At 73.0% G+C, this 24,955-nt stretch carries 25 protein-coding genes; 14 read left to right on the top strand and 11 right to left on the bottom strand.

The features are described from left to right. The first annotated feature begins 59 nt into the window (after nucleotides 1–59). From ACZ4O3_RS21855 to ACZ4O3_RS21840, 4 genes are read left to right on the top strand one after another with little or no spacing between them, the layout of a single operon-like run. The gene (locus ACZ4O3_RS21855; RefSeq protein ID WP_362727192.1) at nucleotides 60–815 is read left to right on the top strand and encodes a (Fe-S)-binding protein; all 756 of its coding nucleotides are present in this window, start codon (nucleotides 60–62) and stop codon (nucleotides 813–815) included. Then, nucleotides 812–2,290 (top strand): LutB/LldF family L-lactate oxidation iron-sulfur protein, encoded by a 1,479-nt coding sequence (locus ACZ4O3_RS21850; RefSeq protein WP_362727194.1) that lies wholly within the window; start codon nucleotides 812–814, stop codon nucleotides 2,288–2,290. Before ACZ4O3_RS21855 ends, ACZ4O3_RS21850 begins: the two co-directional genes overlap by 4 nt. Next, nucleotides 2,287–2,946, top strand: coding sequence for a LutC/YkgG family protein (locus ACZ4O3_RS21845; RefSeq protein WP_467723719.1), 660 nt, complete (start codon nucleotides 2,287–2,289; stop codon nucleotides 2,944–2,946). Before ACZ4O3_RS21850 ends, ACZ4O3_RS21845 begins: the two co-directional genes overlap by 4 nt. A 56-nt stretch (nucleotides 2,947–3,002) precedes the next feature. Then, nucleotides 3,003–4,157 (top strand): betaine/proline/choline family ABC transporter ATP-binding protein, encoded by a 1,155-nt coding sequence (locus ACZ4O3_RS21840; protein WP_467723717.1) that lies wholly within the window; start codon nucleotides 3,003–3,005, stop codon nucleotides 4,155–4,157. A 34-nt stretch (nucleotides 4,158–4,191) separates the two neighbouring features. Here the strand turns inward: ACZ4O3_RS21840 and ACZ4O3_RS21835 are convergent, their stop codons facing one another. The 5 genes from ACZ4O3_RS21835 to ACZ4O3_RS21815 all read right to left on the bottom strand — a co-directional run bounded on the left by ACZ4O3_RS21835 (nucleotide 4,192) and on the right by ACZ4O3_RS21815 (nucleotide 7,846). Further along, nucleotides 4,192–4,785, bottom strand: a complete 594-nt coding sequence (locus ACZ4O3_RS21835; protein WP_467723716.1) for a hypothetical protein — start codon at nucleotides 4,783–4,785, stop codon at nucleotides 4,192–4,194. A 43-nt stretch (nucleotides 4,786–4,828) separates the two neighbouring features. After that, nucleotides 4,829–5,770 carry an ABC transporter substrate-binding protein gene (locus tag ACZ4O3_RS21830; RefSeq protein WP_467723714.1) on the bottom strand — a complete coding sequence of 314 codons (942 nt, stop codon included), beginning with the start codon at nucleotides 5,768–5,770 and terminating at the stop codon, nucleotides 4,829–4,831. Next, a complete protein-coding gene (locus tag ACZ4O3_RS21825; RefSeq protein ID WP_362720805.1) occupies nucleotides 5,767–6,438 on the bottom strand; it encodes an ABC transporter permease in 672 nt (223 codons plus the stop codon). Before ACZ4O3_RS21825 ends, ACZ4O3_RS21830 begins: the two co-directional genes overlap by 4 nt. Next, on the bottom strand, nucleotides 6,435–7,115 hold the full coding sequence (locus ACZ4O3_RS21820; RefSeq protein WP_467723712.1) for an ABC transporter permease: 681 nt from the start codon (nucleotides 7,113–7,115) through the stop codon (nucleotides 6,435–6,437). The genes ACZ4O3_RS21825 and ACZ4O3_RS21820 overlap by 4 nt, the downstream gene beginning before the upstream one ends. 152 nt (nucleotides 7,116–7,267) lie before the next feature. After that, complete coding sequence (locus ACZ4O3_RS21815) at nucleotides 7,268–7,846, bottom strand: TetR/AcrR family transcriptional regulator (protein WP_467723710.1); 579 nt, start codon at nucleotides 7,844–7,846, stop codon at nucleotides 7,268–7,270. Nucleotides 7,847–7,966: 120 nt separating this feature from the next. Between ACZ4O3_RS21815 and ACZ4O3_RS21810 the strand changes: the two genes are divergently transcribed. Continuing rightward, nucleotides 7,967–8,824 carry an AAA family ATPase gene (locus ACZ4O3_RS21810; protein WP_467723709.1) on the top strand — a complete coding sequence of 286 codons (858 nt, stop codon included), beginning with the start codon at nucleotides 7,967–7,969 and terminating at the stop codon, nucleotides 8,822–8,824. A 5-nt stretch (nucleotides 8,825–8,829) separates the two neighbouring features. Further along, the gene (locus ACZ4O3_RS21805; protein ID WP_467723707.1) at nucleotides 8,830–10,191 is read left to right on the top strand and encodes a VWA domain-containing protein; all 1,362 of its coding nucleotides are present in this window, start codon (nucleotides 8,830–8,832) and stop codon (nucleotides 10,189–10,191) included. A gap of 37 nt (nucleotides 10,192–10,228) precedes the next feature. Here ACZ4O3_RS21805 and ACZ4O3_RS21800 read toward each other — a convergent pair whose 3' ends face one another. From ACZ4O3_RS21800 to ACZ4O3_RS21790, 3 genes are all read right to left on the bottom strand, one after another. Beyond that, nucleotides 10,229–12,514, bottom strand: a complete 2,286-nt coding sequence (locus ACZ4O3_RS21800) for an MFS transporter (protein ID WP_467723705.1) — start codon at nucleotides 12,512–12,514, stop codon at nucleotides 10,229–10,231. 61 nt (nucleotides 12,515–12,575) lie between these two features. After that, entirely contained in the window at nucleotides 12,576–13,253 is a 678-nt protein-coding gene (locus tag ACZ4O3_RS21795; RefSeq protein ID WP_467723704.1) for a substrate-binding domain-containing protein, read from the bottom strand. 74 nt (nucleotides 13,254–13,327) lie between these two features. Next, entirely contained in the window at nucleotides 13,328–13,450 is a 123-nt protein-coding gene (locus tag ACZ4O3_RS21790; protein ID WP_467723702.1) for a hypothetical protein, read from the bottom strand. Between the two features lie 105 nt (nucleotides 13,451–13,555). On the opposite strand from ACZ4O3_RS21790, the gene ACZ4O3_RS21785 reads away from it, so the two are divergent. Next, nucleotides 13,556–13,849, top strand: coding sequence for an RICIN domain-containing protein (locus ACZ4O3_RS21785; protein ID WP_467723700.1), 294 nt, complete (start codon nucleotides 13,556–13,558; stop codon nucleotides 13,847–13,849). 124 nt (nucleotides 13,850–13,973) lie between these two features. Continuing rightward, a complete protein-coding gene (locus tag ACZ4O3_RS21780; protein WP_362728693.1) occupies nucleotides 13,974–14,939 on the top strand; it encodes a pirin family protein in 966 nt (321 codons plus the stop codon). 328 nt (nucleotides 14,940–15,267) lie between these two features. On the opposite strand, the gene ACZ4O3_RS21775 is transcribed toward ACZ4O3_RS21780, so the two are convergent. Together ACZ4O3_RS21775 and ACZ4O3_RS21770 are read right to left on the bottom strand one after the other, a co-directional pair. Then, nucleotides 15,268–16,170, bottom strand: coding sequence for a universal stress protein (locus ACZ4O3_RS21775; RefSeq protein ID WP_467723698.1), 903 nt, complete (start codon nucleotides 16,168–16,170; stop codon nucleotides 15,268–15,270). A 649-nt stretch (nucleotides 16,171–16,819) separates the two neighbouring features. Then, on the bottom strand, nucleotides 16,820–17,809 hold the full coding sequence (locus tag ACZ4O3_RS21770) for an Acg family FMN-binding oxidoreductase (RefSeq protein ID WP_467723696.1): 990 nt from the start codon (nucleotides 17,807–17,809) through the stop codon (nucleotides 16,820–16,822). Between the two features lie 277 nt (nucleotides 17,810–18,086). On the opposite strand from ACZ4O3_RS21770, the gene ACZ4O3_RS21765 reads away from it, so the two are divergent. Further along, nucleotides 18,087–19,058, top strand: a complete 972-nt coding sequence (locus ACZ4O3_RS21765; RefSeq protein WP_467723695.1) for a GerMN domain-containing protein — start codon at nucleotides 18,087–18,089, stop codon at nucleotides 19,056–19,058. 75 nt (nucleotides 19,059–19,133) lie between these two features. On the opposite strand, the gene ACZ4O3_RS21760 is transcribed toward ACZ4O3_RS21765, so the two are convergent. Then, a complete protein-coding gene (locus ACZ4O3_RS21760; protein ID WP_467723693.1) occupies nucleotides 19,134–19,865 on the bottom strand; it encodes a CBS domain-containing protein in 732 nt (243 codons plus the stop codon). 459 nt (nucleotides 19,866–20,324) lie between these two features. On the opposite strand from ACZ4O3_RS21760, the gene ACZ4O3_RS21755 reads away from it, so the two are divergent. The 5 genes from ACZ4O3_RS21755 (at nucleotide 20,325) to ACZ4O3_RS21735 (ending at nucleotide 24,865) form a co-directional block, all read left to right on the top strand. Beyond that, nucleotides 20,325–21,293: an Acg family FMN-binding oxidoreductase gene (locus ACZ4O3_RS21755; protein WP_362719911.1), complete on the top strand. Its 969-nt coding sequence runs from the start codon at nucleotides 20,325–20,327 to the stop codon at nucleotides 21,291–21,293. A 177-nt stretch (nucleotides 21,294–21,470) separates the two neighbouring features. Continuing rightward, a complete protein-coding gene (locus tag ACZ4O3_RS21750) occupies nucleotides 21,471–21,959 on the top strand; it encodes a hypothetical protein (RefSeq protein ID WP_467723692.1) in 489 nt (162 codons plus the stop codon). A 122-nt stretch (nucleotides 21,960–22,081) separates the two neighbouring features. Continuing rightward, nucleotides 22,082–23,659 (top strand): MFS transporter, encoded by a 1,578-nt coding sequence (locus tag ACZ4O3_RS21745; protein WP_467723690.1) that lies wholly within the window; start codon nucleotides 22,082–22,084, stop codon nucleotides 23,657–23,659. Nucleotides 23,660–23,961: 302 nt separating this feature from the next. Then, nucleotides 23,962–24,192 carry a hypothetical protein gene (locus ACZ4O3_RS21740; protein ID WP_362719920.1) on the top strand — a complete coding sequence of 77 codons (231 nt, stop codon included), beginning with the start codon at nucleotides 23,962–23,964 and terminating at the stop codon, nucleotides 24,190–24,192. 142 nt (nucleotides 24,193–24,334) lie between these two features. Continuing rightward, entirely contained in the window at nucleotides 24,335–24,865 is a 531-nt protein-coding gene (locus ACZ4O3_RS21735) for a universal stress protein (RefSeq protein ID WP_467723688.1), read from the top strand. Nucleotides 24,866–24,955: the final 90 nt, after the last annotated feature.

Here is a 24,955-nt window from a genome sequence, read left to right as displayed (position 1 = left end):
GCGGATCGCACCGGCCCATTACCCTGCACTCATCGGATGATCGATCTCTAGGAGCCGCGATGCGTGTCGCCCTGTTCCTGACCTGTGTCAACGACACGCTGTATCCGGACACGGGCCGTGCCGTCGTGAAACTCCTGACCAGGCTGGGCGTCGAGGTGGACTTCCCGATGGCGCAGACCTGCTGTGGGCAGGCCCACTACAACACCGGATACCGTCATCAGGCGGAACCGCTGGCCCGGCATTTCTCCGATGTCTTCGGGGAGTACGAGGCGATCGTGACGCCGTCCGGCTCCTGCGGGGCGATGGTGCGGGAGCTGTATCCGAGGATGGGTGAGCGGGCCCGGGCCGAGGGCCGCGGCAACGGGCTCGCGCTCGCGCTGGCCCCGGTGGTGCCGAAGACGTACGAGCTGACGGAGTTCCTGGTCGACGTGCTCAAGGTGACGGACGTGGGCGCCTGCTACCCGCACAAGGTGACCTACCACCCCACCTGTCACGGGCTGCGGAGTCTGGGGCTCGGCGAGCGCCCGCGCCGGCTGCTCCAGGCGGTGAAGGGGCTGGAACTGGTGGAGCTGCCGGGAGCGGAGGAGTGCTGCGGGTTCGGCGGCACCTTCGCGGTCAAGAACGCCGACGTCTCGGCGGCGATGGGGGCCGACAAGGTGCGCAACGCCGAGTCGACGGGTGCGGAGGTGCTGTGCGCCGCCGACAACTCCTGCCTCATGCACATCGGTGGCACCATGACCCGGCTCGGTACCGGCATGCGGCCGGTGCACATCGCGGAGATCCTGGCGAGCACGGAGGAGGAGCCGGCCGCATGAGCGGGACCTATCTGGGAATGCCTGCCTTTCCGCAGGCCGCGCACGAGGCCGTGGGCGACCGCACCCTGCGCGGGAATCTGCGCCATGCCACGCACACCATCCGCGCCAAACGGGCCAGGGCCGTCGCCGAGGTGTCCGACTGGGACGCGCTGCGAGAGGCCGGAAAGCAGGTCAAGGACCACACGCTCCGTCATCTCGACCGCTACCTGGACCAGTTGGAGCAGGCAGTGACGGCGGCCGGCGGTACGGTCCACTGGGCCGCGGACGCCGACGAGGCCAACCGGATCGTGACCGGCCTGGTCAAGGAGACCGGCGAGTCGGAGGTCGTGAAGGTCAAGTCGATGGCCACGCAGGAGATCGGGCTGAACGAGGCGCTGGAGGCCGAGGGCATCCGGGCCTACGAGACCGATCTCGCCGAGCTGATCGTGCAGTTGGGCAGGGACCGTCCCTCGCACATCCTGGTCCCGGCGATCCACCGGAACCGCGGGGAGATCCGGGACATCTTCCGGCGCGAGATGGGCGAGTGGGGGCGTCCCGCGCCCGAGGGCCTCACCGACACGCCCGCCGAACTCGCCGAGGCGGCACGGCTCCACCTCCGCGAGAAGTTCCTGCGCGCCAAGGTCGGCATCTCCGGCGCCAACTTCATGGTCGCCGAGACGGGCACCCTGGTCGTGGTCGAGTCCGAGGGCAACGGCCGGATGTGCCTCACCCTGCCCGAGACGCTGATCTCGGTCGTCGGCATCGAGAAGACCGTGCCGACCTGGCGGGACCTGGAGGTCTTCCTGCAGACCCTGCCCCGTTCGTCGACCGCCGAGCGGATGAACCCGTACACCTCGATGTGGACCGGCACCACCGACGGGGACGGCCCCCGGGCCTTCCATCTGGTGCTCCTCGACAACGGCCGCACCGACACCCTCGCCGACGAGGTCGGCCGCCAGGCGCTGCGCTGCATCCGCTGTTCCGCCTGTCTGAACGTCTGCCCGGTGTACGAGCGGGCCGGCGGGCACGCCTACGGCTCGGTCTATCCGGGCCCGATCGGCGCGATCCTCAGCCCCCAGTTGCGCGGGACGGGGAGCGCGATCGACGCCTCGCTGCCGTACGCGTCGTCGCTGTGCGGGGCCTGTTACGAGGTGTGCCCGGTCGCCATCGACATCCCCGAAGTACTGGTCCACCTGCGGGAGCGGGTCGTGGAGGGCGGCGAGGCGGTCCGGGGCGGCAACAAGGTGCTGCTCAAACCGGCCAAGGGACACGCGGCCGAGCGGGCGGCGATGCGGGCGGCCCGCTGGGCTCTCTCGCACCCGGCCGCCCTGCGCACCGGCCAGCGGCTCGCCTCCCGCAGCCGCCGCCTCCATCCCCGCACGCTGCCGGGTCCCGGCAGGGCGTGGAGCGGCACACGGGACCTGCCGGCCGTACCGGCGGAGCCGTTCCGTGACTGGTGGCAGCGGACGAACGGCAAGGAGGACGGTGCCAAGTGAGCAGCAGGGAGCGGATCCTGGGCCGGGTACGGCGCGCGCTGGCCGACGTACGGGACGAGGAGGTACCGGTCGAGCGGGCGTATCTGCGCGAGCACGGGCAGCGCGGCGTCGCGGAGACGGTGGAGCTGCTGGCCGAGAACCTGGCGGACTACCGGGCGGTCGTACATCGCGCCACCGACGACGAACTCCCCCACGTCATCGAGCGGTTGCTCGCCGAACGCGGATCGCGGCAGGTGCTGGTGCCCCCCTCGCTGCCGCCGGAGTGGATGCCGGCCGCCGGGCCCACCCGGGTCCGCGACCGGGCGGCGAGCACGGCGCACGAGCTGGACGGGGTGGGAAGCGTGGTCACCGGGTGTGCGGTGGCGATCGCCGAGACGGGGACGATCGTGCTGGACGGCAGCCCGGACCAGGGCCGCCGCCGCATCACGCTCGTCCCGGACCATCACATCTGCGTCGTCCGGGTTCCGGACCAGGTCGTCTCCTCCGTCCCGCAGGCCCTCGAACGCCTCGACCCGGCACGTCCGTTGACCTGGATCTCCGGGCCGTCCGCGACCAGCGACATCGAGCTGGACCGGGTCGAGGGGGTGCACGGTCCGCGCACCCTGGAGGTGGTGCTCGTCAGCGCCGGCCCGCCGGACGCGGAGGTCACCTCGTAGGCGGGCCGGCGCCGCTTCGGCGCGCGGGGCGCAAGGGGCGCGGCTAGCGTGAGGGAATGATCCGGTTCGAGCAGGTCACCAAGCGGTATCCGGACGGCACGACCGCCGTGGACGGCCTCTCCCTCGAGGTGGCGGAGGGTGAACTCGTCACCCTTGTGGGCCCGTCCGGCTGCGGCAAGACCACCACGATGATGATGGTCAACCGGCTCATCGAACCGACCTCCGGCCGGATCCTGGTCGACGGCGAGGACATCGCCCGGGTCGACCCGGTCCGGCTGCGCCGCCGGATCGGCTACGTCATCCAGCAGGTGGGTCTGTTCCCGCACCGCACCGTGCTCGACAACACCGCGACCGTCCCGGCCCTGCTCGGCTGGAAGCGGGCCGAGGCCCGCAGGCGCGCCGCCGAACTGCTCGACCTGGTGGGCCTGGACCCGTCGACGTTCGGACCTCGTTATCCGGACCAACTCTCCGGCGGCCAGCGGCAACGGGTCGGCGTGGCCCGCGCGCTCGCCGCGGATCCTCCCGTGCTGCTGATGGACGAGCCGTTCGGTGCGGTCGACCCGGTGGTGCGCGAGCAGTTGCAGGACGAGTTCCTCAGGATGCAGGCCGCCGTGCGCAAGACGGTGCTGCTGGTCACCCATGACATCGAGGAGGCGGTGCGGCTCGGCGACCGGATCGCGGTGTACGGGCAGGGGCGCATCGAGCAGTACGACACGCCGGGTGCGGTGCTGGGGACGCCCGCCACGTCCTACGTCGCCGACTTCGTGGGCGCGGACCGCGGGTTGAAGCGGCTGTCGGTGACCGAGATCGAGCCGGACGACCTGGAGCAGCCGCCGGTCGTCCGCCCGGCCGAGTCCGCCGGGAGCGCCGCGGCGCGGTTGCGGTCGGAGGGCGCCCGCTGGGCGGTGGTCCTGGACGCGCACGGCGACCTGCACGGCTGGGTGGGCCGCGACGAGCTGGCGGCGGGCGGCAGCGTCGGTGACCTGGCACACCGGATGACCGCGTGGGTGCCGGTCGGTGCCCCGCTGAAGCAGGCGTTCGGTGTGATGCTCCAGCACGACGCCGGGTGGGTCGCGGTCCTCGACGGCTCGCGCTTCCTCGGCGTCTTGACCCCGGCCAAGCTGCACGAGGCGCTGCGCCGCTCGGTGGACGCGGACGCCCGCGGCGTCTCGCGGGGTCAGGTGCCGTTCGACTCGGTCTCCGACGCCTGACCTCCGGTCCGGCGGGGTGTCGGCCGGGCGTCCGTCAGCAGTACGTCATCGGGCGGGCGCGGCGCAGCGCGTGCTGGGCGGCCCGCAGGTACAGCGCGGCATAGAAGGCTGTGTCGAGGTCCTCGGCCCACGGGCCGGGACGGGCGGCGGCTTCCTCGGCCTCGCCCTCCAGGAACCACATCGTCAGCTCGAGGTTGTCGCAGGCTTCGGGTATCGCGTCGACGGGGAGCCGGACAGCCACCGCCAGCCGCTCCGTGAGGGCGAGCACCTCGGGCGCGCCGGCGATCACCGTCTCGTCGGTGCAGGGGGATGCGAGGGGCAGCCGGATCTCCTCGTCGAGGGAGACCGGCACCAGCACCGACCAGCCCAGCAGCAGGTCCGCCTCCCCCGGTGCCAGGTGTCTGCGGCACAGCGCGTCGAACCCGTGCGTGGACGGCACCAGCTTCTCCTCGAACGACTGCCCCGGGCCGGGCACCGGGACGGCCGCCTCGGGCACCGGCGCGTACGGCGCGAGCCCGCGCCGCCGCAACTCCTCGTTCAGGGCCGAGGCGATGGCGCCCTTGCCGCCGTCCTCCTCGTCCGCGCCGAACCACTCCCGCGCGGCGACACTCACCAGATGGATCCCCATGTCCCGGAAGGTAGCGGCCGCCACTGGCAACGGGCGCCGATCCTCACTTCACCAGGCCCTTGTCCCGCAAGTACGTCCGGGCGACGTCCTGGGCGAGCCGCCGCCAGCCGTCGACCTGCTGGTTCATGGCGGCCAGATCGGCGGTCGTCAGGACGTCGTTGAGCTTGCCGAGCGCCTTCGTCACGCCCTCGGCACCCGCCCGGGCGCGGTTGACGACCGGGACGACGTAGTCGGCGTTCTGGAGGTGCTTGTCGTCGGCGAGCAGGACCAGGCCGAACTGGCCGAGGGTCGCGTCCGTGGTGGTGGTCAGCAGCATCTGGTCCTGCCCGGCCTGTACGGCCCGTTTGGCCTGGGTGGTGCCGACGCCCTTGGGGTCGACGCCGGTGATGTCGATGCCGTAGACCTTCTTCAGCCCCGGCTCGCAGTAGGGCCGCCGCACGCACTCGTCCCCCGCCGCGAGCCGCACCTTCAGCCCCGAGGCGCCCAGGTCGCCGAGCGTCCTGAGGCGGTGCGCGCGGGCATAGGCGGCAGTGACCGCGAACGCGTTCTGGTCCACCGCGCGGCCCGGGTCCAGGACCGTGAGCCCGCGCGGTGCGGCGAGGCGGCGCAGCGCCTTCATCGTGGCGTCGAGGTCGGGTGAGCCGACGGGCGGCGCGTCGGGGCCGTTGGCCTTGGCGTTGAGCCAGTCGGCGAAGGTGGCCGCGTACTCGGGGACGGCGTCGATCTGCCCGGACTCCAGGGCGGGTTCGTAGATCTCGCGGTTGGCCACGGTGATCAGGGAGGTCCGGTAGCCGGCCTGGTTCAGCAGCTGTGCGTACATCTGGGCGAGCAGGTCGCTCTCGGTGAAGCCGGCCGAGCCCACGGTCAGGTGCCTGCTGTCGCCCGGGGGCGCGGTGACCGCGCCGCGGTTCTCCAGGGAGGGGCCGGTTGCGCAGCCGGTGAGGCCCACCAGCAGCACGGCCGCCACCGCCGTAGGGGATCTCACCGCGAACCCCGCGCCCGGACCGGGGCGAGCCGCTCGACGAGTTCGAAGATCCCCTCCACGATCAGCGCGAAGACGGCGACCAGGATCGCCCCGGCGACCACCTGCGGCGTGCTGGCCAGATTGAACCCGGCGGTGATGATCCGCCCCAGGCCGCCCCCGCCGGCCAGCGCGGCGATGGTCGCCGTGGCCACGAGCTGGACGGCGGCGATCCGCACCCCGTTGAGGAGCAGGGGCAGTGAAAGGGGCAGTTCCACGCGGAACAGCATCTGCGCGCCGGTCATCCCCATGCCGCGGGCCGCGCGCACGATGCTCCGGTCGACCTCGCGCATGCCCACGTAGGCGTTGGTGAGCAGCGGCGGTACCGCGAACAGCACCAGGGCCACCACCGTGGGGCCCTCGCCCCACCGGCCGATCGGGGTGAGGAGCAGCAGGACCAGGACGGCGAAGGTGGGGACGGCACGGCCGACGTTGGAGATGTTCACGGCGAGCGCGCCGCCCCTGCCGAGGTGGCCGAGGACCAGCGCGACCGGCAGCGCGACGGCGCAGCTGATGACGAGACAGACGGCGGTGAGGGCGAGGTGCTGCACGAGCCGGTGCCCGATCCCGTCGTCGCCCGCCCAGTGCGCGGAGTCGGTGAGCCAGCCCCAGGCGTCGGCGAGCGTGGTCATGCGCGGGCCGCCCGTGTCCACGGGGTGAGCAGACGCTGCACTCCGAGCAGCAGCAGGTCGGCCGCGACGGCGATCAGCACGCACAGCACGGAGGCGGTGAGGACCTGGGCCTTGAAGTAGGTGTTCATACCGGCGTAGATCAGGTTGCCGAGGCCGCCGAACCCGACGATCGCGCCGACGGTGACCAGGGAGACCGCCGAGACGGTGGCGATGCGCAGTCCGGCCATCGCGGCCGGCAGGGCGAGGGGGAGCTCGACGGTGAGCAGGAGGCGGACCGGGCCGTAGCCCAGGCCGCGGGCGGCCTGGCGGGTCTCCTGCGGGACGGCGCGCAGGCCCGCGAGGATGTTCCGGACGAGCAGGGTGAGCGAGTAGAGCACCAGCCCGGCGACGACGAGGGTGGCCGAGAGTCCGTAGACCGGCAGGAGCAGGGAGAACATCGCCAGGGAGGGGATGGTGTAGAGGATCGTCGTGACCCCGAGGACGGGCGCGGCCGACCAGCGCCAGCGGCGGGCCAGCACGGCCAGGGGAACGGCGATCACGAGGCCGATGAGCACGGAGACCGCGGTGAGCCGCAGGTGCTGCCCGACGGCGTCGAGGAGGATCTGGCGGCGGCTGCTCAGGTAGGCCCCGCAGATCCACTCGTTGCGCGCGAGACAGTCGTTCGGGGGCCCGGTCACGCGTCCATTGCACCGGGTGCGCGACAGCGCCGGCGCGTTGTGCTGACCCGTACGGGTCGTGCGTCACGAGCCGTCTCCCGGCCGCAGCACCCTTCCCGCCGACCGGTGCCCGCGGCCCACCCGGCCCCACGCAGACCGCACGCCACTGTCGATTACGCCATTCCCGCCGCATCCATCAGTGCCGTCGCCGTTCCCAGGGCCAGGCCGTCGTCCAGGCGTTCGATGCGGGCGCCGGCGCGGGCGCTGGCGCCGTCGAAGACCAGCATCAGCTGGCGGGCCAGGACGGCCGGGTCCGCTACGCCGCCCTGTTCGGCCTGTTGCCGGAAGTAGCTCTCCATCCGGCCCTTCGCGTCGCGGGCCACCACGCTCGCCGGGTGCTCGGGGTCCTTCAGCTCGACCAGGACGGCGAGGTACGGGCAGCCCTGGTAGCCGGGGGTCACCGAGCCCTTCTCCAGCCGCTCGAAGACGTCCCGCACCCGCTCACGGGGCGTGGCCGGCGCGCCGGCGCCGTCGGCGGGCGTGAGCTGGGCCTCGTACCAGGCCCTGCGGCGCTCCAGACTGGCGGCGAGCATCTCCTCCTTGCTGTCGAAGAGCTGGTACATCGAGCGCTTCGACACCCCGGCCGACCTGCACAGCGCCTCGACGCCCACGGAGACGCCGTCGCGGTAGAAGAGATCGGCGGCGGCTTCGAGCAGCCGGTCGCGGGGGGACGCCTTGTCGGTGGTGGCCATGGCCCCGAGACTACCTCTCGCCGGCACATTGGGAAACCGATCGGTATACAGGGTGGCCAGCTCACTGACCAAGCGCTTAGATAGGAAGGTCAGCACCACGCCGCTCAGCCGGAGGCCCCGTTGTTCACTTCCGTCGACGACGTCCGCGCCCGCCTCGCGGAGACCGGCTACCTCGCCTCCCCCGCCGTCGCCACCACCGTCTTCCTGGCCGACCGGCTCGGCAAGCCCCTCCTCGTCGAGGGCCCCGCCGGGGTCGGCAAGACCGAGCTGGCGAAGGCCGTCGCCGAGGTCGCCGGCGCCCGGCTGGTGCGCCTGCAGTGTTACGAGGGCGTGGACGAGTCCCGGGCGCTGTACGAGTGGAACCACGCCAAGCAGCTGCTCCGCATCAGCGCCGGCCGGGACGAGACCTGGGACGAGGCGCGCACCGACATCTTCAGCGAGGAGTTCCTGCTCCCCCGGCCGCTGCTCACCGCGATCCGGGGCGACGAACCGAAGGTGCTGCTGATCGACGAGACCGACAAGGCCGATGTCGAGGTGGAGGGCCTGCTCCTGGAGGTGCTCAGCGACTTCCAGGTGACCGTCCCCGAGCTGGGCACGGTCACCGCGACCCGCCGCCCTTTCGTCGTGCTCACCTCGAACGCGAGCCGTGAGCTGTCCGAGGCGCTGCGCCGCCGCTGCCTCTTCCTGCACATAGGGTTCCCCGACGAGGAGCTGGAGCGCCGGATCGTACGGCTGAAGGTGCCCGAGCTCACCGAGGCGCTCACCGAGTCCGTGGTCCGGGTGGTCGGGGCGCTGCGGGCGATGGACCTGCGCAAGGTGCCGTCGGTGGCCGAGACGATCGACTGGGCGCGCACCCTGCTGGCCCTGGGCGCCGACGCGCTGGACGAGCAGGTCGTACGGGATTCCCTGGGCGTGATCCTCAAGCACCAGGACGACATCCAGAAGGCGGCCGCCAAGCTGGACCTGGACGCGCTGTGAACGCGGTGGCCGACACGTCGGCCGACCTCGCCGGCCGGCTCACCGGTCTGGTGGGGGCGCTGCGGGCGCACGGGGTGCGGGTCGGCACCGGCGAGACCGTGGACGCGGGCCGGGCGGTTGCGGCGCTCGGCCTGGCGGACCGGGAGCTGCTGCGCGAGGGGCTGGCCGCGACCCTGCTGCACGGCAGTGCCCAGCGGGCCGTGTTCGACCAGGTCTTCGACCTCTACTTCCCGCGCGGGGTGGGCGGGCCCGGCACCGGGTCGGCCCACCGGGACGAACTGCGGGAGCGGCTCGCCGGCGCACTGGCCGACAACGACACCGCGCTGCTCAGGCAGTTGGCGGCGCAGGCGGTGGACGGCCTGGGCGGATACGGGAGTCCGTCGGGCTCCGACGGCTGGTCGTCGTACCAGACACTGGACCGGCTGCGGCCGCAGACGCTGCTGGCACGGGTGCGGGCGGACGTCCGGGCCCGGGGCACGGACCAGGGGTTCGCGGACCGGCTGCTGGACGACGAGATCCGGCGTCGGATCGAGACGTTCCGGGGCATGGTCGCGGCGGAGGCCCGGCGCCGGGTGGCCGAGCGGCGCGGGCGGGACGAGATCGCCCGGCGGGCGGTGCCGCCGAGCGCCGACCAGGTGGACTTCCTGTTCGCCGGGCGGGATCAACTTGCCGGTCTGCGCAGGGCTGTTCAGCCGCTGGCCCGTAAGCTGGCGACCCGGCTGGCGGCACGCCGCCGCCGGGCCGCGCGGGGCAGCATCGATCTGCGCCGCACCCTGCGCGGTTCGCTGTCCACAGGCGGGGTGCCGATGCGGCCGGTGCTGCGCCGGCGCCGGCCGGTGCGGCCCGAGCTCATCCTCCTGTGTGACGTCTCGGGCTCGGTGTCGGGGTTCTCCGACTTCACGATGCTGCTGGTGCAGGCGCTGCACGACCAGTTCAGCAAGGTCAGGGTGTTCGCCTTCGTCAACCGCATCGACGAGGTGACCGGCCTGCTCGATCACGGCCGGGCCGACCCGGAGGGGCTCGGCGCCCGGATCCGCGCCGAGGCGACGCTCACCGGCTGGCACGGCAGCAGCGACTACGGGGTGTCGCTGGGCGAGTTCGCGGAGCGGTACGGCGCCGCGGTCGGGCCGCGCAGCACCGTGTTCGTCCTGGGCGACGCCCGCACGAACAACCTCGACCCGAACCTCGCGGCCCTCCGCCGCATCACCGAACAGGCCCGCCGCGTCTACTGGTTGAACCCCGAGGCGCGCTCCCTGTGGGGCACCGGCGATTCGGCGGCACCCGACTACGCCGAACTGGCCGAGATGCACGAGTGCCGAACGGCCCGCCAACTGAGCGCCCTGATCGCACGGTTGCTGCCGATCTGACGCCCGGACGTGCCCCGGCTTGCGCCGATGCGGTGTCCTAGGCTTCGGGGTGGGCCAGTTCGATGTCGTGATCGTGGATGTCGGCACCGCAGACCAGCACTCCGGCGGCCCGCGGTGCGTAGCCGGTCGCGATGACGGTGTACGGGCCGGTGTCCAGGTCGCAGAAGGCGTACGCGCCGTCCTCCCCGGTGGTGGTCGTGGCGACGACGTTGCCGGCGACGTCCACCAGCGTGACCCGGGCGTCACCCAGCGGGCCCGCTCCGCCCCGTACCGTGCCGCGCACATGGGCACCGGGCCGCAGCTCGATCTCGACGCGGGTGGCCCCGGTTCCGGCGATCTCGACGGCCACGGCGAGCGGCCGGTGCTTGGGAGAGCTGACGGCGAGGGTCACGGCGCCGGGCACCAGCTCGCCGACCGAGAACTCCCCGACGCCGTCGGTCTGCCGGGTGGCGAGCACGTCCCCGCGCACATCGGTGACGACCACCACGGCTCCGGCGACCGGTTCCCCGCCGTCCGCGGCCCGCACCAGTCCGGCCAGGCCGCCGGCGCCGTCGAGCAGCATGTCGTACGCGACCGGTCCGGTGCTCACGACCAGGGCGGTGGCCTGCGGCCGGCAGCCGTCGGCGGCGGCTATGAGAACGTACGTCCCCTCTCCGGGCGCCGTCACGGCGTAGCGGCCCTCGGCGTCCGCCACCGCGCGGCCGAGCTGGCGGCCGCCGAGCGAGATCAGGGTGACGGCCGCCCGGCCGACGCCTGTTCCGTCGGCGGCGCGCACCTGCCCCCGCACCTGGACACCGTCGTCGGTGAGGCCGGCCGTCACCGCGGATCCGCCGGCACCCACCGGTGGCTCGGGCGCCGGCCCGGGTACGGACGCCGGTGCACCGGCGGCGGATCCGGCCGCCGCGGCGGGCTCCCGGCGCGGGATGAACGCGGCCACCAGCAGGGCGAGGACCGCCGCACCGGAGCCGACTGCCATGACCACCTTGAAGCCGTTCTCGGAGGGCACGGTCACACCGCCGAAGACGTTCGTCATCTGGGCCAGGATCACCCCGGCGACGGCACTGGCTGTCGACGTACCGATGGACCGCATCAGGGTGTTGAGGCTGTTGGCGGCGGCCGTCTCGTGCGGGTCGACGGCGCCCATGATGAGCGCGGGCATCGCGCCGTAGGCGAAACCGATTCCGGCGCCGACGATGCAGGAGACCAGCACCAGCTGCCAGACGGCGTCCATCAGCACGATGTTGAGCCCGTACCCGGCCGCCACGATCACCGCGCCGCACATCAGGGTGGTCTTCGGGCCGAAGTTCCTGGAGACGAGGGCCGACACGGGCGCCGTCGCCATCATCACCAGGCCGGTCGGGGCCATCACCAGTCCCGCGTCGAGCAGCGACTTGCCCAGCCCGTAGCCGGTCGCCTCAGGCAACTGCAGGAGCTGCGGAAGCACCAGGGACATCGCGAACATGGAGAACCCGAAGGCGATCGAGGCGAGGTTCGTCACCAGGACCTGACGGCGGGCGGTGGTACGCAGGTCGACCAGCGGCTGCCGGGTGCGCAGTTCGTAGAGGCCCCAGGCGAGCAGGGTCACCACGGCGGCTCCGAACAGACCGAGCGTGGTGCCGCTGCGCCAGCCCCAGTCGGCGCCCTTGGAGATGCCGAGCAGCAGACAGACCAGGCCCGCCGCCATGCCCAGGGCGCCGATCAGGTCGAACCTGCCGCCGGTGCGCACCTTGGACTCGGGCACCAGCACGAGGACCAGTACGGCGGCGACGACACCGAGCGCGGCCGAGGTCCAGAACAGCACGTGCCAGTCGAAGTGGTCCGCGATCAGCGCGGCGGCGGGCAGGCCGAGCGCGCCGCCGACACCGAGCGAGGCGCTCATCAGGGCGGTGGCGGACCCGAGGCGTTCGGCGGGGAGTTCGTCGCGCATGATGCTGATGCCGAGCGGGATCACACCCGAGGCCAGGCCCTGCAGCGCGCGGCCGACGATCATCGGTACGAGGGTGTCGCTGAGCGCGGCGGTGACCGACCCGGCGACCAGCATGAGCAGGCTGGTCAGCAGCATCAGCCGCTTGCCGTACATGTCGCCGAGCCGTCCCATGACGGGCGTGGCGACGGCGGCGGCGAGCAGGGTGGCGGTGACGGCCCAGACCGCGTCGGACGCCGAGGCGTCGAGCAGCTTCGGCAGCTCGGGCACGATGGGGATCACGAGGGTCTGCATCAGCGAGACCACGATCCCGCCGAAGGCCAGCACCGCGACGACTATCCGGGTCCGCGGCGGCGCGGACTCCCCCGCCGCTTCCGGCCGGGGCTGTGCGTGGGACATGGTCGAGCCTCCGTAGGGCCGTTCGACTCTGCACGACCCTCCCGAATGTAAGTCACTTGATTTACGCAAGCAAGCACGGTCGGATGCCCGCTCGGCTCGACTCGCGCACCACCGGCCGGCACGGGACCGTGTGCACCCCGGGTGCCGGTTCGGCGTCGATGGCCTGCAGCGGCCGCAGCGCGGCGATCCGCCCGATCTCGGCCGGGTTCATGTCGACGGTGGTGAGCGGCGGGCGACAGGCGAGGGCCATCGTGTCCCAGTTGTCGTAGCCGACGACCGCGACGTCCCCCGGCACGTCCTTGCCGCGCTCGCGCAGCGCGTCCGCCACTCCCCGGGCGGTCTGGTAGTTGCCGCAGAAGACGGCGTCCGTGTCGGGTGCCGTCCGCAGCACCGCGTCGGTGGCCCGCCGCCCCCAGGCCTCGCTCCACTCCCCGAGGTGCACCCGGCCGGGGGCGAGCCGGAGGGAGGCACCGGCCAGGTGCCGGACCGCGTGCGCGTCACGGTCGCGGGCCGCCTGGTGGTGTTCGGGTCCGGTGACATGGGCGATCCGGGTACGGCCGGCGGCCGGCAGGTGTTCCACGGCGAGCCGGGCGCAGCCCCGGTCGTCGGTGACGACGGAGGTGTCGGCGGGGTCGGTCGACGGCGAGAGGGCGTAGACGACCGGGATCGCCGGATCGATGCCGGACAGGGGCGGACGGGGGTCGGTGCGCCGCCCGGGGCGTTCGGCAGCACCGTGCACGTGAAGCTGGAGTACACCCCGTCCAGGGGCCGCACGAAGGCCGTCTCCGGGCCGATCACCGTCTCGGACGCCGACTACCCGGTCAGCGGCGGCTCGATCACCGTGCCGGTGACGATGAACGCCTCCGCCGGCCACCACCTGACCGTCACCCCGAGCGGCACCGCCACCTCGCCGGCCGGGCGCTGCCAGATCACCAAGCGCAACAGCGGCCTCGCCCTGGACACCAGCCGCGCGGGCACCGCCCAGGGCACCGCGGTCGTCCAGGCACCGCCACCACGGGCACCGACCAGAACTGGACGCTGGTGGCCGCCGGCAGCGGCCTCTACAAGATCCGGCAGCAGGCGAGCGGGCTGCTCCTCGGCATCACCGACGCGGGCACCGGCGCCGATGGCACCGCCCCGATCTGGGGCGACAACGGCACCGCCGGCCATCTCTGGCAGCTCGGCCCGTCCGGCGACGGCTGCTACGAGATCGCCAACTACAACGGCGGGCTGCTGCTAGGCGTGACCGCAACGAGTACCTCCGCCGGCGCCCGGGTCCTCCAGTGGGACGACAACGGCACGGCGGACCATCTGTGGACACTGACGGCGCGCTGACGCGGCCGTCGGTGCACCACCGGGCCCACGGCCACCGCCCGGACTTCGACGATGTGAGGGACGGATTCCGCATGAGCGGCCGACCGCTCGGCAACCGGGACGTTCGGCCGCTAAGTTGGGCAGCATGAGCAACCTTGACCGTGCGCCCGTCCCGAGCGTGTGCGGTGGCCGCGGATTCGTCGTCGCCGAACCCGTCCGCGAGCTGCTGAGCCCCCGCCGTGTGCAGCTCGGCGAGTCGACCGAGGTGCGGCGGCTGCTGCCGAACCTCGGCCGCCGCATGATCGGCGCCTGGGCGTTCGTCGACCACTACGGTCCCGACGACATCGCCGACGAGCCCGGGATGCAGGTGCCCCCGCACCCGCACATCGGACTGCAGACGGTCAGCTGGCTGCACCAGGGCGAGGTGCTGCACCGCGACTCGACCGGCAGCCTGCAGACGATCCGCCCGCGCGAGCTCGGGCTGATGACCTCGGGCCGGGCGATCAGCCACTCGGAGGAGAGCCCGCGGTCGCACGCCCGGTATCTGCACGGCGCCCAGCTGTGGGTGGCCCTGCCGGACTCCCACCGCCACACCGACCCGAAATTCGAACACCACCCCGATCTGCCGACGGTCACCGCTCCCGGCCTGACCGCCACGGTCATCCTCGGCTCCCTCGACGGCGCGACGTCCCCCGGTACGGCGTTCACCCCGATCGTCGGCGCGGACCTGTCCCTCGCCCGGGGCACCGACCTGCGCCTGCCCTTGGAGCCCGACTTCGAGTACGGCGTGCTGGGGATGTCCGGCGAGGTGAGCGTCGACGGCGTGCCGGTGCTGCCGGGCTCGATGCTCTACCTCGGCTGCGGCCGCACCGAGCTGCCGCTGCGCGCCGAGTCGGACGCGACGCTCATGCTCCTGGGCGGCGAGCCGTTCGAGGAGGAACTCATCATGTGGTGGAACTTCGTCGGACGCACCCAGGCGGATATCGAACAGGCTCGCGAGGAATGGATGAACGGGTCGCGATTCGGGGAAGTGAAGGGTTACGACGGAGCACCTCTGCCTGCTCCCGAACTGCCGCCGGTGCCACTGAAACCGCGAGGTCGAGTGCGCTGAGCAGGAACCTCACAAGCTGACGCACACAGCGCCGGGCGAGGTGAGACACACCCCGCCCGGTTCGCACGGACAGCCAGGCAAACCCCTGTCTCACCACTCGTTCCACCGCACTTCACGGCGCGGGTCCCGCCGGCCGTCGTCAGCTCTGATCGGGCTGCCGCCGGCCCAATGCCGACTTTGCTGTCGGACAGTCAGATCTCCCGCGGGGTTCCGCTCTCGCCTCACGCCATCGCCCCCGGGGAGACGTGCGCACTCGTGCTCCGGGAGGAGCGGCCGGGGGGCGAGACGGTGCCTGGGCCTGCTGCGTCGGCGTATCCGCGGAGATCCCTCAGGCGTGGGCCACGACGGCCACGGGGCAGCCGACATGGTGGATGGCGGCGTGGGTGACGGGGCCGGTGTGCGGTCCTGCCGGGCGTTCGGTGATACGGCGCCCGACGACGAGCAGGCCCGCCTCGGCCGCCGCGTGGACCAGAACGGTCTGCGGCCGACCCTCCGCGACGGTCTCGTCGACCTCGACCCCGGGATACTTGTCGCGCCACATCCGCAGCACGGCGGTCAGGAAGCCGAGCCACTCGTCGCCCCGCTCCGGGGCGCTGACCAGTCCGAGGTCACCGGGGCCGAGCCCGATCGGGGACGGCTGCCGCCAGGCGTGGACGACCCTCAGGCGGGCCCTGCGCAGCCGGGCCGCCTCGAAGGCGAACTCGATCACCTCGTCGCAGGGGTCGGCGAGATCGATGCCCAGGACGACATCCCGGTACGCGGAGCGGGTGGACGCACTGCCGTCGGCGGCAGGCAGGTGTTCGTCGGCGGGCTCCTCCCCCGCCCGGACCAGGACGACAGGGCGCTCTGTGCGTGCCACCACGCCAAGGGCCACCGAGCCGACCACGAAACCGGCGAATCCGCTCAGCCCTCGCGAGCCCAGCACCAGCAGCTCGGACTGGTCGGCGGCCTTCAGCAGGGCGGCGATCGCGGGTCCCTCGACCTGCTCGTCGTCCAGGCGGACATCGGGGCAGGTACGGCGGACCCGTTCCTCGGCCTGGCGCAGGGAGCGTCGGCCCTGGTACCGCTGAGCAGCGCCGGCCTGTTCACCGGACTCCTGGCGGGGGTGCCAGTTCCACGCGTGCACGAGGCGCAGCGGCCGGTCACGGCGGACCGCCTCGTGCGCGGCCCACTCGGCGGCGGCGAGGCTCTCGGCGGACCCGTCGACTCCCACAATGACCGGCGTAAGCATGACAGTTACCTCCTGTGTCCGGACTGCTCCCGGTCTTAGCGTCTTCTTGCGGCTCACCGCCGGACAGGGGCCGCCAGGGCTGCGACCGGGTCCGTTCGGCCCCCTCCCACCCGGCCCGCCGACGGACACGGCCGTGATCCCGTCCAGGGGAAAGTCGGTGCGACGCGGGGGGCAACCGCTCTCCGCGTGCACCGTCCGAAGCGCGCCGGATATCCGGACGTGAACGTCCCGGAGGATGTTCTGGGCATGCCTCCCGGCGAGGCGCTCGGCCCTGTCTCCGCGAACGCCGCGCTGGTGGCGCTCGGTCGGCGCACGGGCAACCCGCGCGAGTGCTGCCGGACGCCGTCCGGTGCCGGGTCGCCGTCGTGCCGTCGTGAGTCGCCGCGGGGCAGTTCGGCCGGGCCGAGGGACCCGTTCGGCCCGTGTGGGGCCCGGTCCCGGCGGCCCACCGTGAGCAGCACGGGGGCGCACCCCGCGATCGCCGTGATCGGTGTCGGAAACGAGTTCCGGTGCGACGACGGAGTGGGCCCGCCGTGGCCGCCCCGCTGCGGGAACGTGCCGTGGACCGGCCGCTGCCGCCCGAGCGGGTTGCGGCGCGGCCGCCACCGCCGGGTCCCGGCCGTCCGTACGTGCCGCACCGTGGCCGTCGTCACCACCTGGCCGGGCTGCCGTCGCGGACCAGGACCTCGGCGGGCGGGCGGCGCGGCGCGGTCCATGTCTGTGCGGGGCGGCCGAGCCGCAGCAGCGTCTGCGGAAAGTTCCCGGCCGTCAGGCGATGGCGCAACTGGGCGCGCAGTGCGGGCAGTTCGAGGGGCTGGGTGTGAAAGGCGGCCATGACCCCGCGGGCGGCGGCGGCCAGCAGGACACGCTGGAGCGCCTGCCCCGACCGCAGCCAGTCGTGGCGGTCGTCGCATGGGGTGGACAGCACCGCGACGGTTCCCGTCCCGTGGTGGCGACGGCGGGACGGGAGGAGGTAGCGGCGGGCGAGGCCGAGGTAGTCGCGACCGGCGAGGAATGTGCCGTCCGGGTGGTACCGGCAGGCCTCGGCGGGCACCCCGCCGTGCCCGAGGCCGCGCATCACCTCGCCGGCGCGTCCGGGATCCGCGCGCTGGGTGTCCTCGGCGGTGCGCACCAGTTCCGCGAGCACGTCCAGCTCCTCCGGCTCGTCGAAGACCTGGAGGACGGCGCCCTCCACCCGGGCGTGCTCGCGCAGTTCGTCCATGAGGCCGTCGGGCAGCGACTCGTTCAGGAACGGCCCACGGTGGGTGTGGCGGCGGGCGATCGCGTCGGCGAGCTCCGCCTCGTCGGGCGTGACCGGGGCGTGCGTCGCGTAACCCACGCGGGCGAGGAAGGCGGGGCTGCCGGGCTCCGGCAGCAGCTCGACGACCGGCCGGAACCCGAGGTGCCGCACAGCCGTCCGCGCGTTGAACAGAGCCGCCCCGCAGGCGATGACCATCTCCCTTCCGCCGGGGTCGGTGAGGATCAAGCGGCGCCCGACGTCGGCGTGCACCTCGAAGCCGTGGTCGTGGCCCTCCTCGACGAAGTACCAGGGCTGGCTGTTGTGCGGGGAGGGCGCCAGGCAGGCGGCGCGGGTCAGGTGCACCGCCGCGTGGCCGGGTTTCTCGTACGACACGGACATGGTGGATCCCGCCTCTCGCGGACCGTCCACCCTTCGTGAACCGTCCAACCCCAGCGTCCCCCGCTCGTGCCGCCTCTCGGCATGGGCCGACGGTCCCGGCACCAGGCCTCAGCGGCCCTCCCTCATTCCGGCAACTGCCCTTCGCCCGGCCCACGGTGGTACTTCCCGAGCCGAACCGCCCCCACCTGTACGTCCGTTCGGCCCACTGTCGAAGGCCGAACAGCACTGGGGGAGGCCCTCGGCGGGCGGTTGGCTGGAAGTGTCGGAGGAGGCTGCCATGTTCAGCGGCACACCGTACGCCCGCCGCGCCCGCCGCCACCGCTCCACCGTGGTCACGGCGACGCTGGCTCTCCCTCTGCTCACGCTCGCCGCCTGCGGCACGACCGCCGCGCCGGACCCGTCCGCCGGCACGTCGTCCGCCATGGACAGCGGAACCTCGGGAGGCACGACCGGTGCCGGCGCGCCCTCCTACTCCGCCGCACCGACGGCAGCGCCACCGAAGTCCTCGGCCGGCGGCTCCGGCCCGTCGGCGGGGAAGAAGGTCCGTACAGCGGTGTACTTCCTGCACGGCGCGAAGGTCTCAGCCGCGCCGCGCACGGTCGCCGCCCCCGCGACCGCCACCGGGGCGGTGCGCGCCCTGCTGGCCGGCCCCAGCCGCTACGAGGGCAGCCGGTCCCGCACCACCGCGATCCCGCCAGGCACCGATCTGCGTTCGGTCGCCGTCCGCAACCACGTCGCGACAGTCGATCTGTCCGGCCGCTACGACGACGCCGGTGGCAGCGGGTCGATGCGGGGCCGCCTGGCTCAGGTGGTGTTCACGCTGACCCGCTTCCCCGCCGTCCACAAGGTGGCGTTCGAGATCGAGGGCAAGCCGGTCACGCACTTCGGCCCGCGGAGGACCGTGCTCAACGGGCCGGTCGGCCGCGCCGACTTCGAGGACGTTTCCCCGGCCGTCCTGGTCGAGTCGCCGCTGCTCGGCGACACGGGCCGCACGCCGCTGCGCGTGTGGGGCAGCGCGAACACGTCCGAGGCCGAGTTCCGGCTGAAGGTGACCGACGCGGCGGGGCACGCGGCCGCCGACGTCCTGGTACGGGCCACGTCCGGCACCGGAGTCCGCGGCACCTTCGACGTCACCGTCCCCTATCGGGTCGTCCGGGCCGGTCCCGGCCTGCTCACTGCGTACTACGTGTCACCGAAGGACGGTCGGCCGGTGACCGTCGACACCGTTCCGCTGACGGTGAACCACTGACACCGGCCCACGGGACGGGTGGTCCCCGGCGCGTGACGCGCCGGGGACCACCCGTCCCGTGCCGACGGCGGTGCGTCACAGCCTCCGCAGGCATTCGTCAGCGACGCCGTGCATGGCCCGGTCCTCGGGCCGGACGCGTGAGTCGTCCAGCCGGAAGGTGAGCTTGTCGACGACCGCGACCACACCGTCGATCTGACGGGTCATGGAGACGGCGATCTCCGTGTCGGTCTTGCGGTCCATCTGTCCGGCAAGGGTGACCACGCCTTCCGTGACGGACACGTCGATGCTGCGCGGCTGCAGCCACAGAGCGCGCTCCAGCACCTCCTCGACGACCTGTGCGTGGATCTCCGCGTCGGGCCGCAGGAAGACCTGGAGCAGGTCGCGGCGGGTCACGATGCCGACGAGCCGCCGCTCCTCGTCCAGGACGGGCAGCCGGTCGACGTGGTGCAGGGCCATGGTGCGGGCGGCCACGACGATGGTGTCGTCGGCGTGGACCGTGACGGGTGGTGCTGTCATCAGCTGACTCGCGGTGCGGGCGCGCGCCTTGGCGGCCCGCGTCCGGCCCCTGCGGGTCAGACCGGGGAAGCGGTGGTGCTTCTTCGGCTCGTAGGGGTCCGGGGCGTCGGCCTGCCGGATCATCAGGTCGGTCTCCGAGACGACTCCGATGACCTTGTCGTCCGCGTCCACGACCGGCAGGCCGCTGATGCGGTGCTCGCCGAGCAGCCGGGCCACTTCCTTGAAGGGCGTCGCCTGCGCGGCGCGGACGACCTCCGTGGTCATCACGGAGCCGACCTTGTTGTGCTTCATGACTTTCCTCCTCGACGGAGCCGACGCTGACCCGAAGCCGGGGCCCGGGCGCCGGCAGGCGGGTGCTCGACCGGAAGCGGCCGACGCTCCGGTGGGTGTGCCTCCGCAGTTCGGCGCGGTCGTCGGCCCGCGCCTCATCGCCGAGTCTCCCCGGGTCTGTTGACACCTCGAAGCGTCCACCTGAACCGGCCGCCTCCCCATGGGCTGTTCGGGGCCGATCGAGGACCTGTCGGCCTTCGATCCGCGCCGGTTTACCGGCAGGGCGGGCTCGGTCCGCGGGCGAACGGACCTGCCCTGCCGACCGGTTCGTCTTCGTCCCAGCGGTCGGCCGGGTCCGGGCCTTCCGGCGCGGCGCAGGGCCGTCCGGCCCCTGCCCCACCGCCGGCGGGCGGGGCCATCGTGGACGGAACTTCCGACCGAGCCCGACGGCCCCTGGTCACCGAGCGGGGAGGAGACCCCATGTCCACCACGCTGCTCGACGTGGCGACCCTGGAGAAGATCGTCTCGGCTGCTGTGGCCGCCCCTTCGATCCACAACACCCAGCCCTGGCGATTCCGGCTGGACGCGGAGACGGCGACCCTGCAGATCCGGGCGGCCGCCGACCGCGGTCTGCGGCACATCGACCCTTCCGGGCGTGCGCTGCACCTGTCGGTGGGTTGCGCGCTGTTCAATGTGCGGCTGGCCGTCGCGCACTTCGGCTGGGAACCGGTGACCCGGCTGCTGCCCAGGCCCGACGAGCCCGGCCTGCTGGCCGCCGTCCGCCTCGGCGGTCCCGTCCGCTTCTCACCGGCGGCGGGCCTGTACGACGCCGTGTGGCGCCGGCACAGCAGTCGCTTCCCGTTCTCCGACCGGCCGCCGCCCGTCTCCCTGCTGCACGAACTCGCCGAGGCCGTGCACGCCGAGGGGGCCCTCCTCGGCTACCCGGATCCCGGCGAGACGGACCGCCTGCTACGGGTGACGCTGGAGGCGGAGCGGCGCAACACGGCCGACCGCGACCGGGGAGCGGAGAGCCGCCGGTGGATCCGGGAACCGGACGGCACGGCGCTCGGCGTTCCGCCGTCGGCCTTGGGGCCGCAGGACTACCGGGACCGGGTTCCGATGCGGGACTTCGCAGCCCACCGCCACCCGGCCGAACTCGCCGCCCGCACCTTCGAGCAACGGCCCACGATCGCCGTGCTCTCCACCTCGCACGACCGCCGGGCGGACTGGCTGCGGGCCGGTCAGGCGCTTCAGCGCGCCCTGCTGGTGGCGACGGCCGCCGGCCTGCGGGCGTCGCTGCTGCACCAGGCACTGGAATGGCCGGAGCTGCGTGAGCAGTTGGCAGGGCCGCAGGACGGCCGGGCGCATGCCCAGATGGTGGTCCGTCTGGGGTACGGACCGCAGGGGCCGGCCTCCCCTCGGCGTACGGCGGCGCAGGCCCTGGAGTAGGGCCCGCCCGTGCTCGGCCGGGAGCGCGCCGTGGGCTGACGTCCCGCGCCGCGCTCGCCCGCAAGGCACCGAACGGACCACTCGGACAGTCCCCTCGGCCCTCGCAGGCGCCCGCGGACTGCGATGTCCTGAGAGCGAGGAACGCTCCTGTTCCTCTCCGGGAAGGAGGAGAGTTCCATGTCCGAGTCCTCGACGGTCCGCCACATCACTCCGGGTTCCACGGTGCTGCCTCTCCCGTCGCAGGAGCCGGCCGCTCCCGCCTCCGGCGCCCTCGGGCGCGCGGGCAGGCCGTTGTCCGTCGTCGACCACGTCGCCGACTTCTACGGCGCCTACACCGACGCGCTGCGCGACCGGGGCCGGGGACAACTCGCCGACGCACTGCGGCATCACTACCTCACGCCCGAACTCCGCCGCAGCCTGATCAGCTGGGAAGCGGTTCACGACCGGGACGGTCTGCTGCGGGCGCGGGGCGTGCCGGCCTCATGGCGGGTGGTCTACGACAACAGCGGCACGGGGCACTGCTGGAGCCGGGTCACCCTGGTCTGGGAGGACGACGAGAACCACCCGTACCGCACCACCCGCCTCCTGGTCCGGTCCGATCCGGCCACCCGGCGCATCTGCGGCATACGGTCCCTGGGCACGTCGGACGCGGTCGACGCGACCTGACGCACCCCTGCCAGGGCGTCCGCCGGAGTGGGCCTTCAGGGCCCGACGACCCACCCGCCCGGTCCCGCTCCGGGACGTTCAGCACCTCATGCCGCCGGCACCAACCGACGCTTCATGGGGGCATGACAAACATCCATGACGTACCGTCAGCGGCCGCCGGACCGCGCGGGCAGGAGATGCGGAGCCGGTGGGCCACCCTTGTGGTGCTCTGTGTGTCACTGCTGATCGTGACACTGGACAACACCATCCTGAACGTCGCGCTCCCGACCCTGGTGAAGGAACTCGGCGCGACGACCACCCAGTTGCAGTGGATCGTCGACGCCTACGCCTTGGCCTTCGCCGGGCTGATGCTGGTCACGGGCAGCAGCGCGGACCGGTTCGGGCGCCGCCGGGTCTTCGTCACCGGGCTGGCCGTGTTCGGAGCCGCCTCGGCGTGGGCGGCCTACTCGGGCTCGGTGGGCATGCTGATCGCCGCCCGGGCGGCAATGGGCGTCGGTGCGGCGATGATGATGCCCGCCACGCTCTCGCTCATCACGGACGTGTTCCGTGATCCCGGCGAGCGGCAACGCGCGATCGGCCTGTGGGCAGCCACCAGCGGACTGGGCATCGCCATCGGACCGGTGGCGGGCGGACTCCTGCTGGAGCACTTCTGGTGGGGATCGGTGTTCTGGGTCAACATCCCCGTCGCCGCCCTCGGTCTGGCCTGTGCCGCCTTCCTGGTGCCGGAGTCCCGTAATCCGGCGGCGCTGCGGCCGGATCCGGCCGGTTCGGTCCTGTCGATGGCGGGGCTCGGCCTCCTGCTCTGGGCGATCATCGAGGCCCCGGTACGCGGCTGGTCCTCCGGCGTCGTACTCGGCGCGGGCGGCACCGGCCTTGTGGTACTGGTGGTTTTCGCCGTCTGGGAGCGGCGCAGCACGCACCCCCTGCTGAACCTGGCCTTCTTCCGCGACCGCCGGTTCTCCGTCGCCACCTCGTCGGTGGCGCTCGCGATGTTCGGGCTCTTCGGGGCCCTGTTCGTGCTGACCCAGTTCCTCCAGTTCGGTCTCGGCTACAGCGCACTGCGGACCGGTGTACGGGTGCTGCCCGTGGCCGGGCTGCTCGCGCTGGTCGCCCCGCTGTCCCCGGCCCTGGTGCGGTGGGCCGGCACCAAGGCAGTGGCCGGAACGGGTCTGCTGGCCGTGGCGACCGGGTTGTGGCAGCTGTCCACCGCGGAGTCGTCCGCCACGTACGAGGATCTGCTGGCCGGTCTGCTGATGCTCGGCCTCGGCGCCGGACTCGTGGTGCCCGCCGCCCTCGACGCCCTCATGGGAACCCTGCCCCAGGGCGACACCGGGGTCGGCTCGGCCACCAACGGTGTCTCCGTCCAGTTGGGCGGGGCGGTCGGAGTGGCCGTGATCGGCAGCCTGCTGACCGCCCGTTACCAGGACCGTATGGGTCCGCCGCTGAGGCCGTACCAGCTGTCGCACGACGTCTCGGACAGTGTGCTCGGCTCGCTCGGGGGCGCGCTCGCGCTCGCCGAACGGGTGGGGGGCGTGTCGGGGCGGATGCTGGCGGACCTGGCCCGCTCGGCGTTCGTCAGCGGTATGGGCCTCGGCCTCACGGTCGGCGCCTGCGTGGCCGCCGGCGGAGCCATGCTGGCCTTCGCCGCGCTGCCCGCCCGGCCGTCCGGGGCCTCCGTCGAGCCCAAGGAACCGCTGTAGGCCACACGACCACGCGAAGCGCGGGTCCGCAATGGCCAGGTCGGCCGGTGACCTGCCCGTTCAGCCCCTGCGGTGTGCGCCGGCCGCCGAACACGCTGGAAGAGAGGGATGAAGGAGATCCGCCATGACCGAGGTCCGCAACGCGTCGTCACGCGTCCCTCGCACCGGGGTTGTCCCCAGGGGCGAGAGCCTGGGCAGACCTGTCCGGACGCGGCGTGCGGCGACCGCCGGAGCGCGGCGCGGCGGGTCGGCTCGTCGGTGTCGGAGGCCGCCCGTGGGCGGACGGCAGAAGGAAGGCAGTCATGTTTCCCCTCATCCTGGTGGGCGCGACCGTCGTGGGCGCCTGCATGGTGTTCGGCTACAGCTCGTTCGTCGTCGGCTTCGCGCTGATGGCGGTCGGCATCCTCGGCCTGATCGTGTTCATGGTCACACCGGGCATGGTTCGGCGCCCGGGCGAGCGCGGGACGGTGATCGAGGAGCGCCACTACATGGGGACGGGCGAGCACGACGACTACCGGCACCACTCCCGGTGATGTCCCCTCCGGGTGCTGTCCACGGCTCGTCACACCCCGGTCCGGAAGGGACCGTTCGGCACGCACGCGGCACCGCCCGGCCCACGCCCCGGCCCCTCCGGCCGGGGCACCGTGGGAACACAGGCCGATCCCGGAGGCAGCCATGAGCGAGAGCACGTTCGGCAACAGGATCGTGGTGGGTGTCGACGGTTCCGAGGCGTCCCTGGCCGCACTGCGCTGGGCCGGGGAGCAGGCACGCATCCTCGGCGTCGAGGTCGTGGCCGTGCACGCCTGGGAGCCTGCCGCCCCGTTGGCGCCCTATGCTCCGGCCGCCGGCCGGCCGACGACTGCCGAACAGCGCGAACGGGCCACCGCCCTCCTTCACTCGACCGTGCGCAGGGCCTTCGGCGCGCGGCCGGCACCCTCGGTACGGGTGGTCCTCGTACAGGGCCCGCCCACGCGGGTGCTGCTCGGTCAGACACGGGGTGCCAGGATGCTGGCGCTCGGACGCCGGGCCCATGGGCAGTGGCAGCTGCCGGCCGTGGGTACAGTCGGCCGCGATTGCCTGCGATACGCGCAGGTACCCGTGGTGACGGTGCCGCCGTCTTCGGGCGCGGCGGTCCAGCCGCCCACGACCGGGGGAACGGCGCTCCCCCTCGGCAAGGCCCGAACGGCTTCCGTACGGACGGGGTGAGCGGGCCGTTCGGCCCGTCACCGGGGCCACGCAGCTCCTGCCGGGCCGTCGCCCCCGGCCGGACGCTGGGAGCCAACGGCCCTCGTGCGA

The organism is Streptomyces sp. NPDC026515 (assembly GCF_055567595.1).
This window is presented reverse-complemented; position numbering and strand designations above follow the sequence as displayed.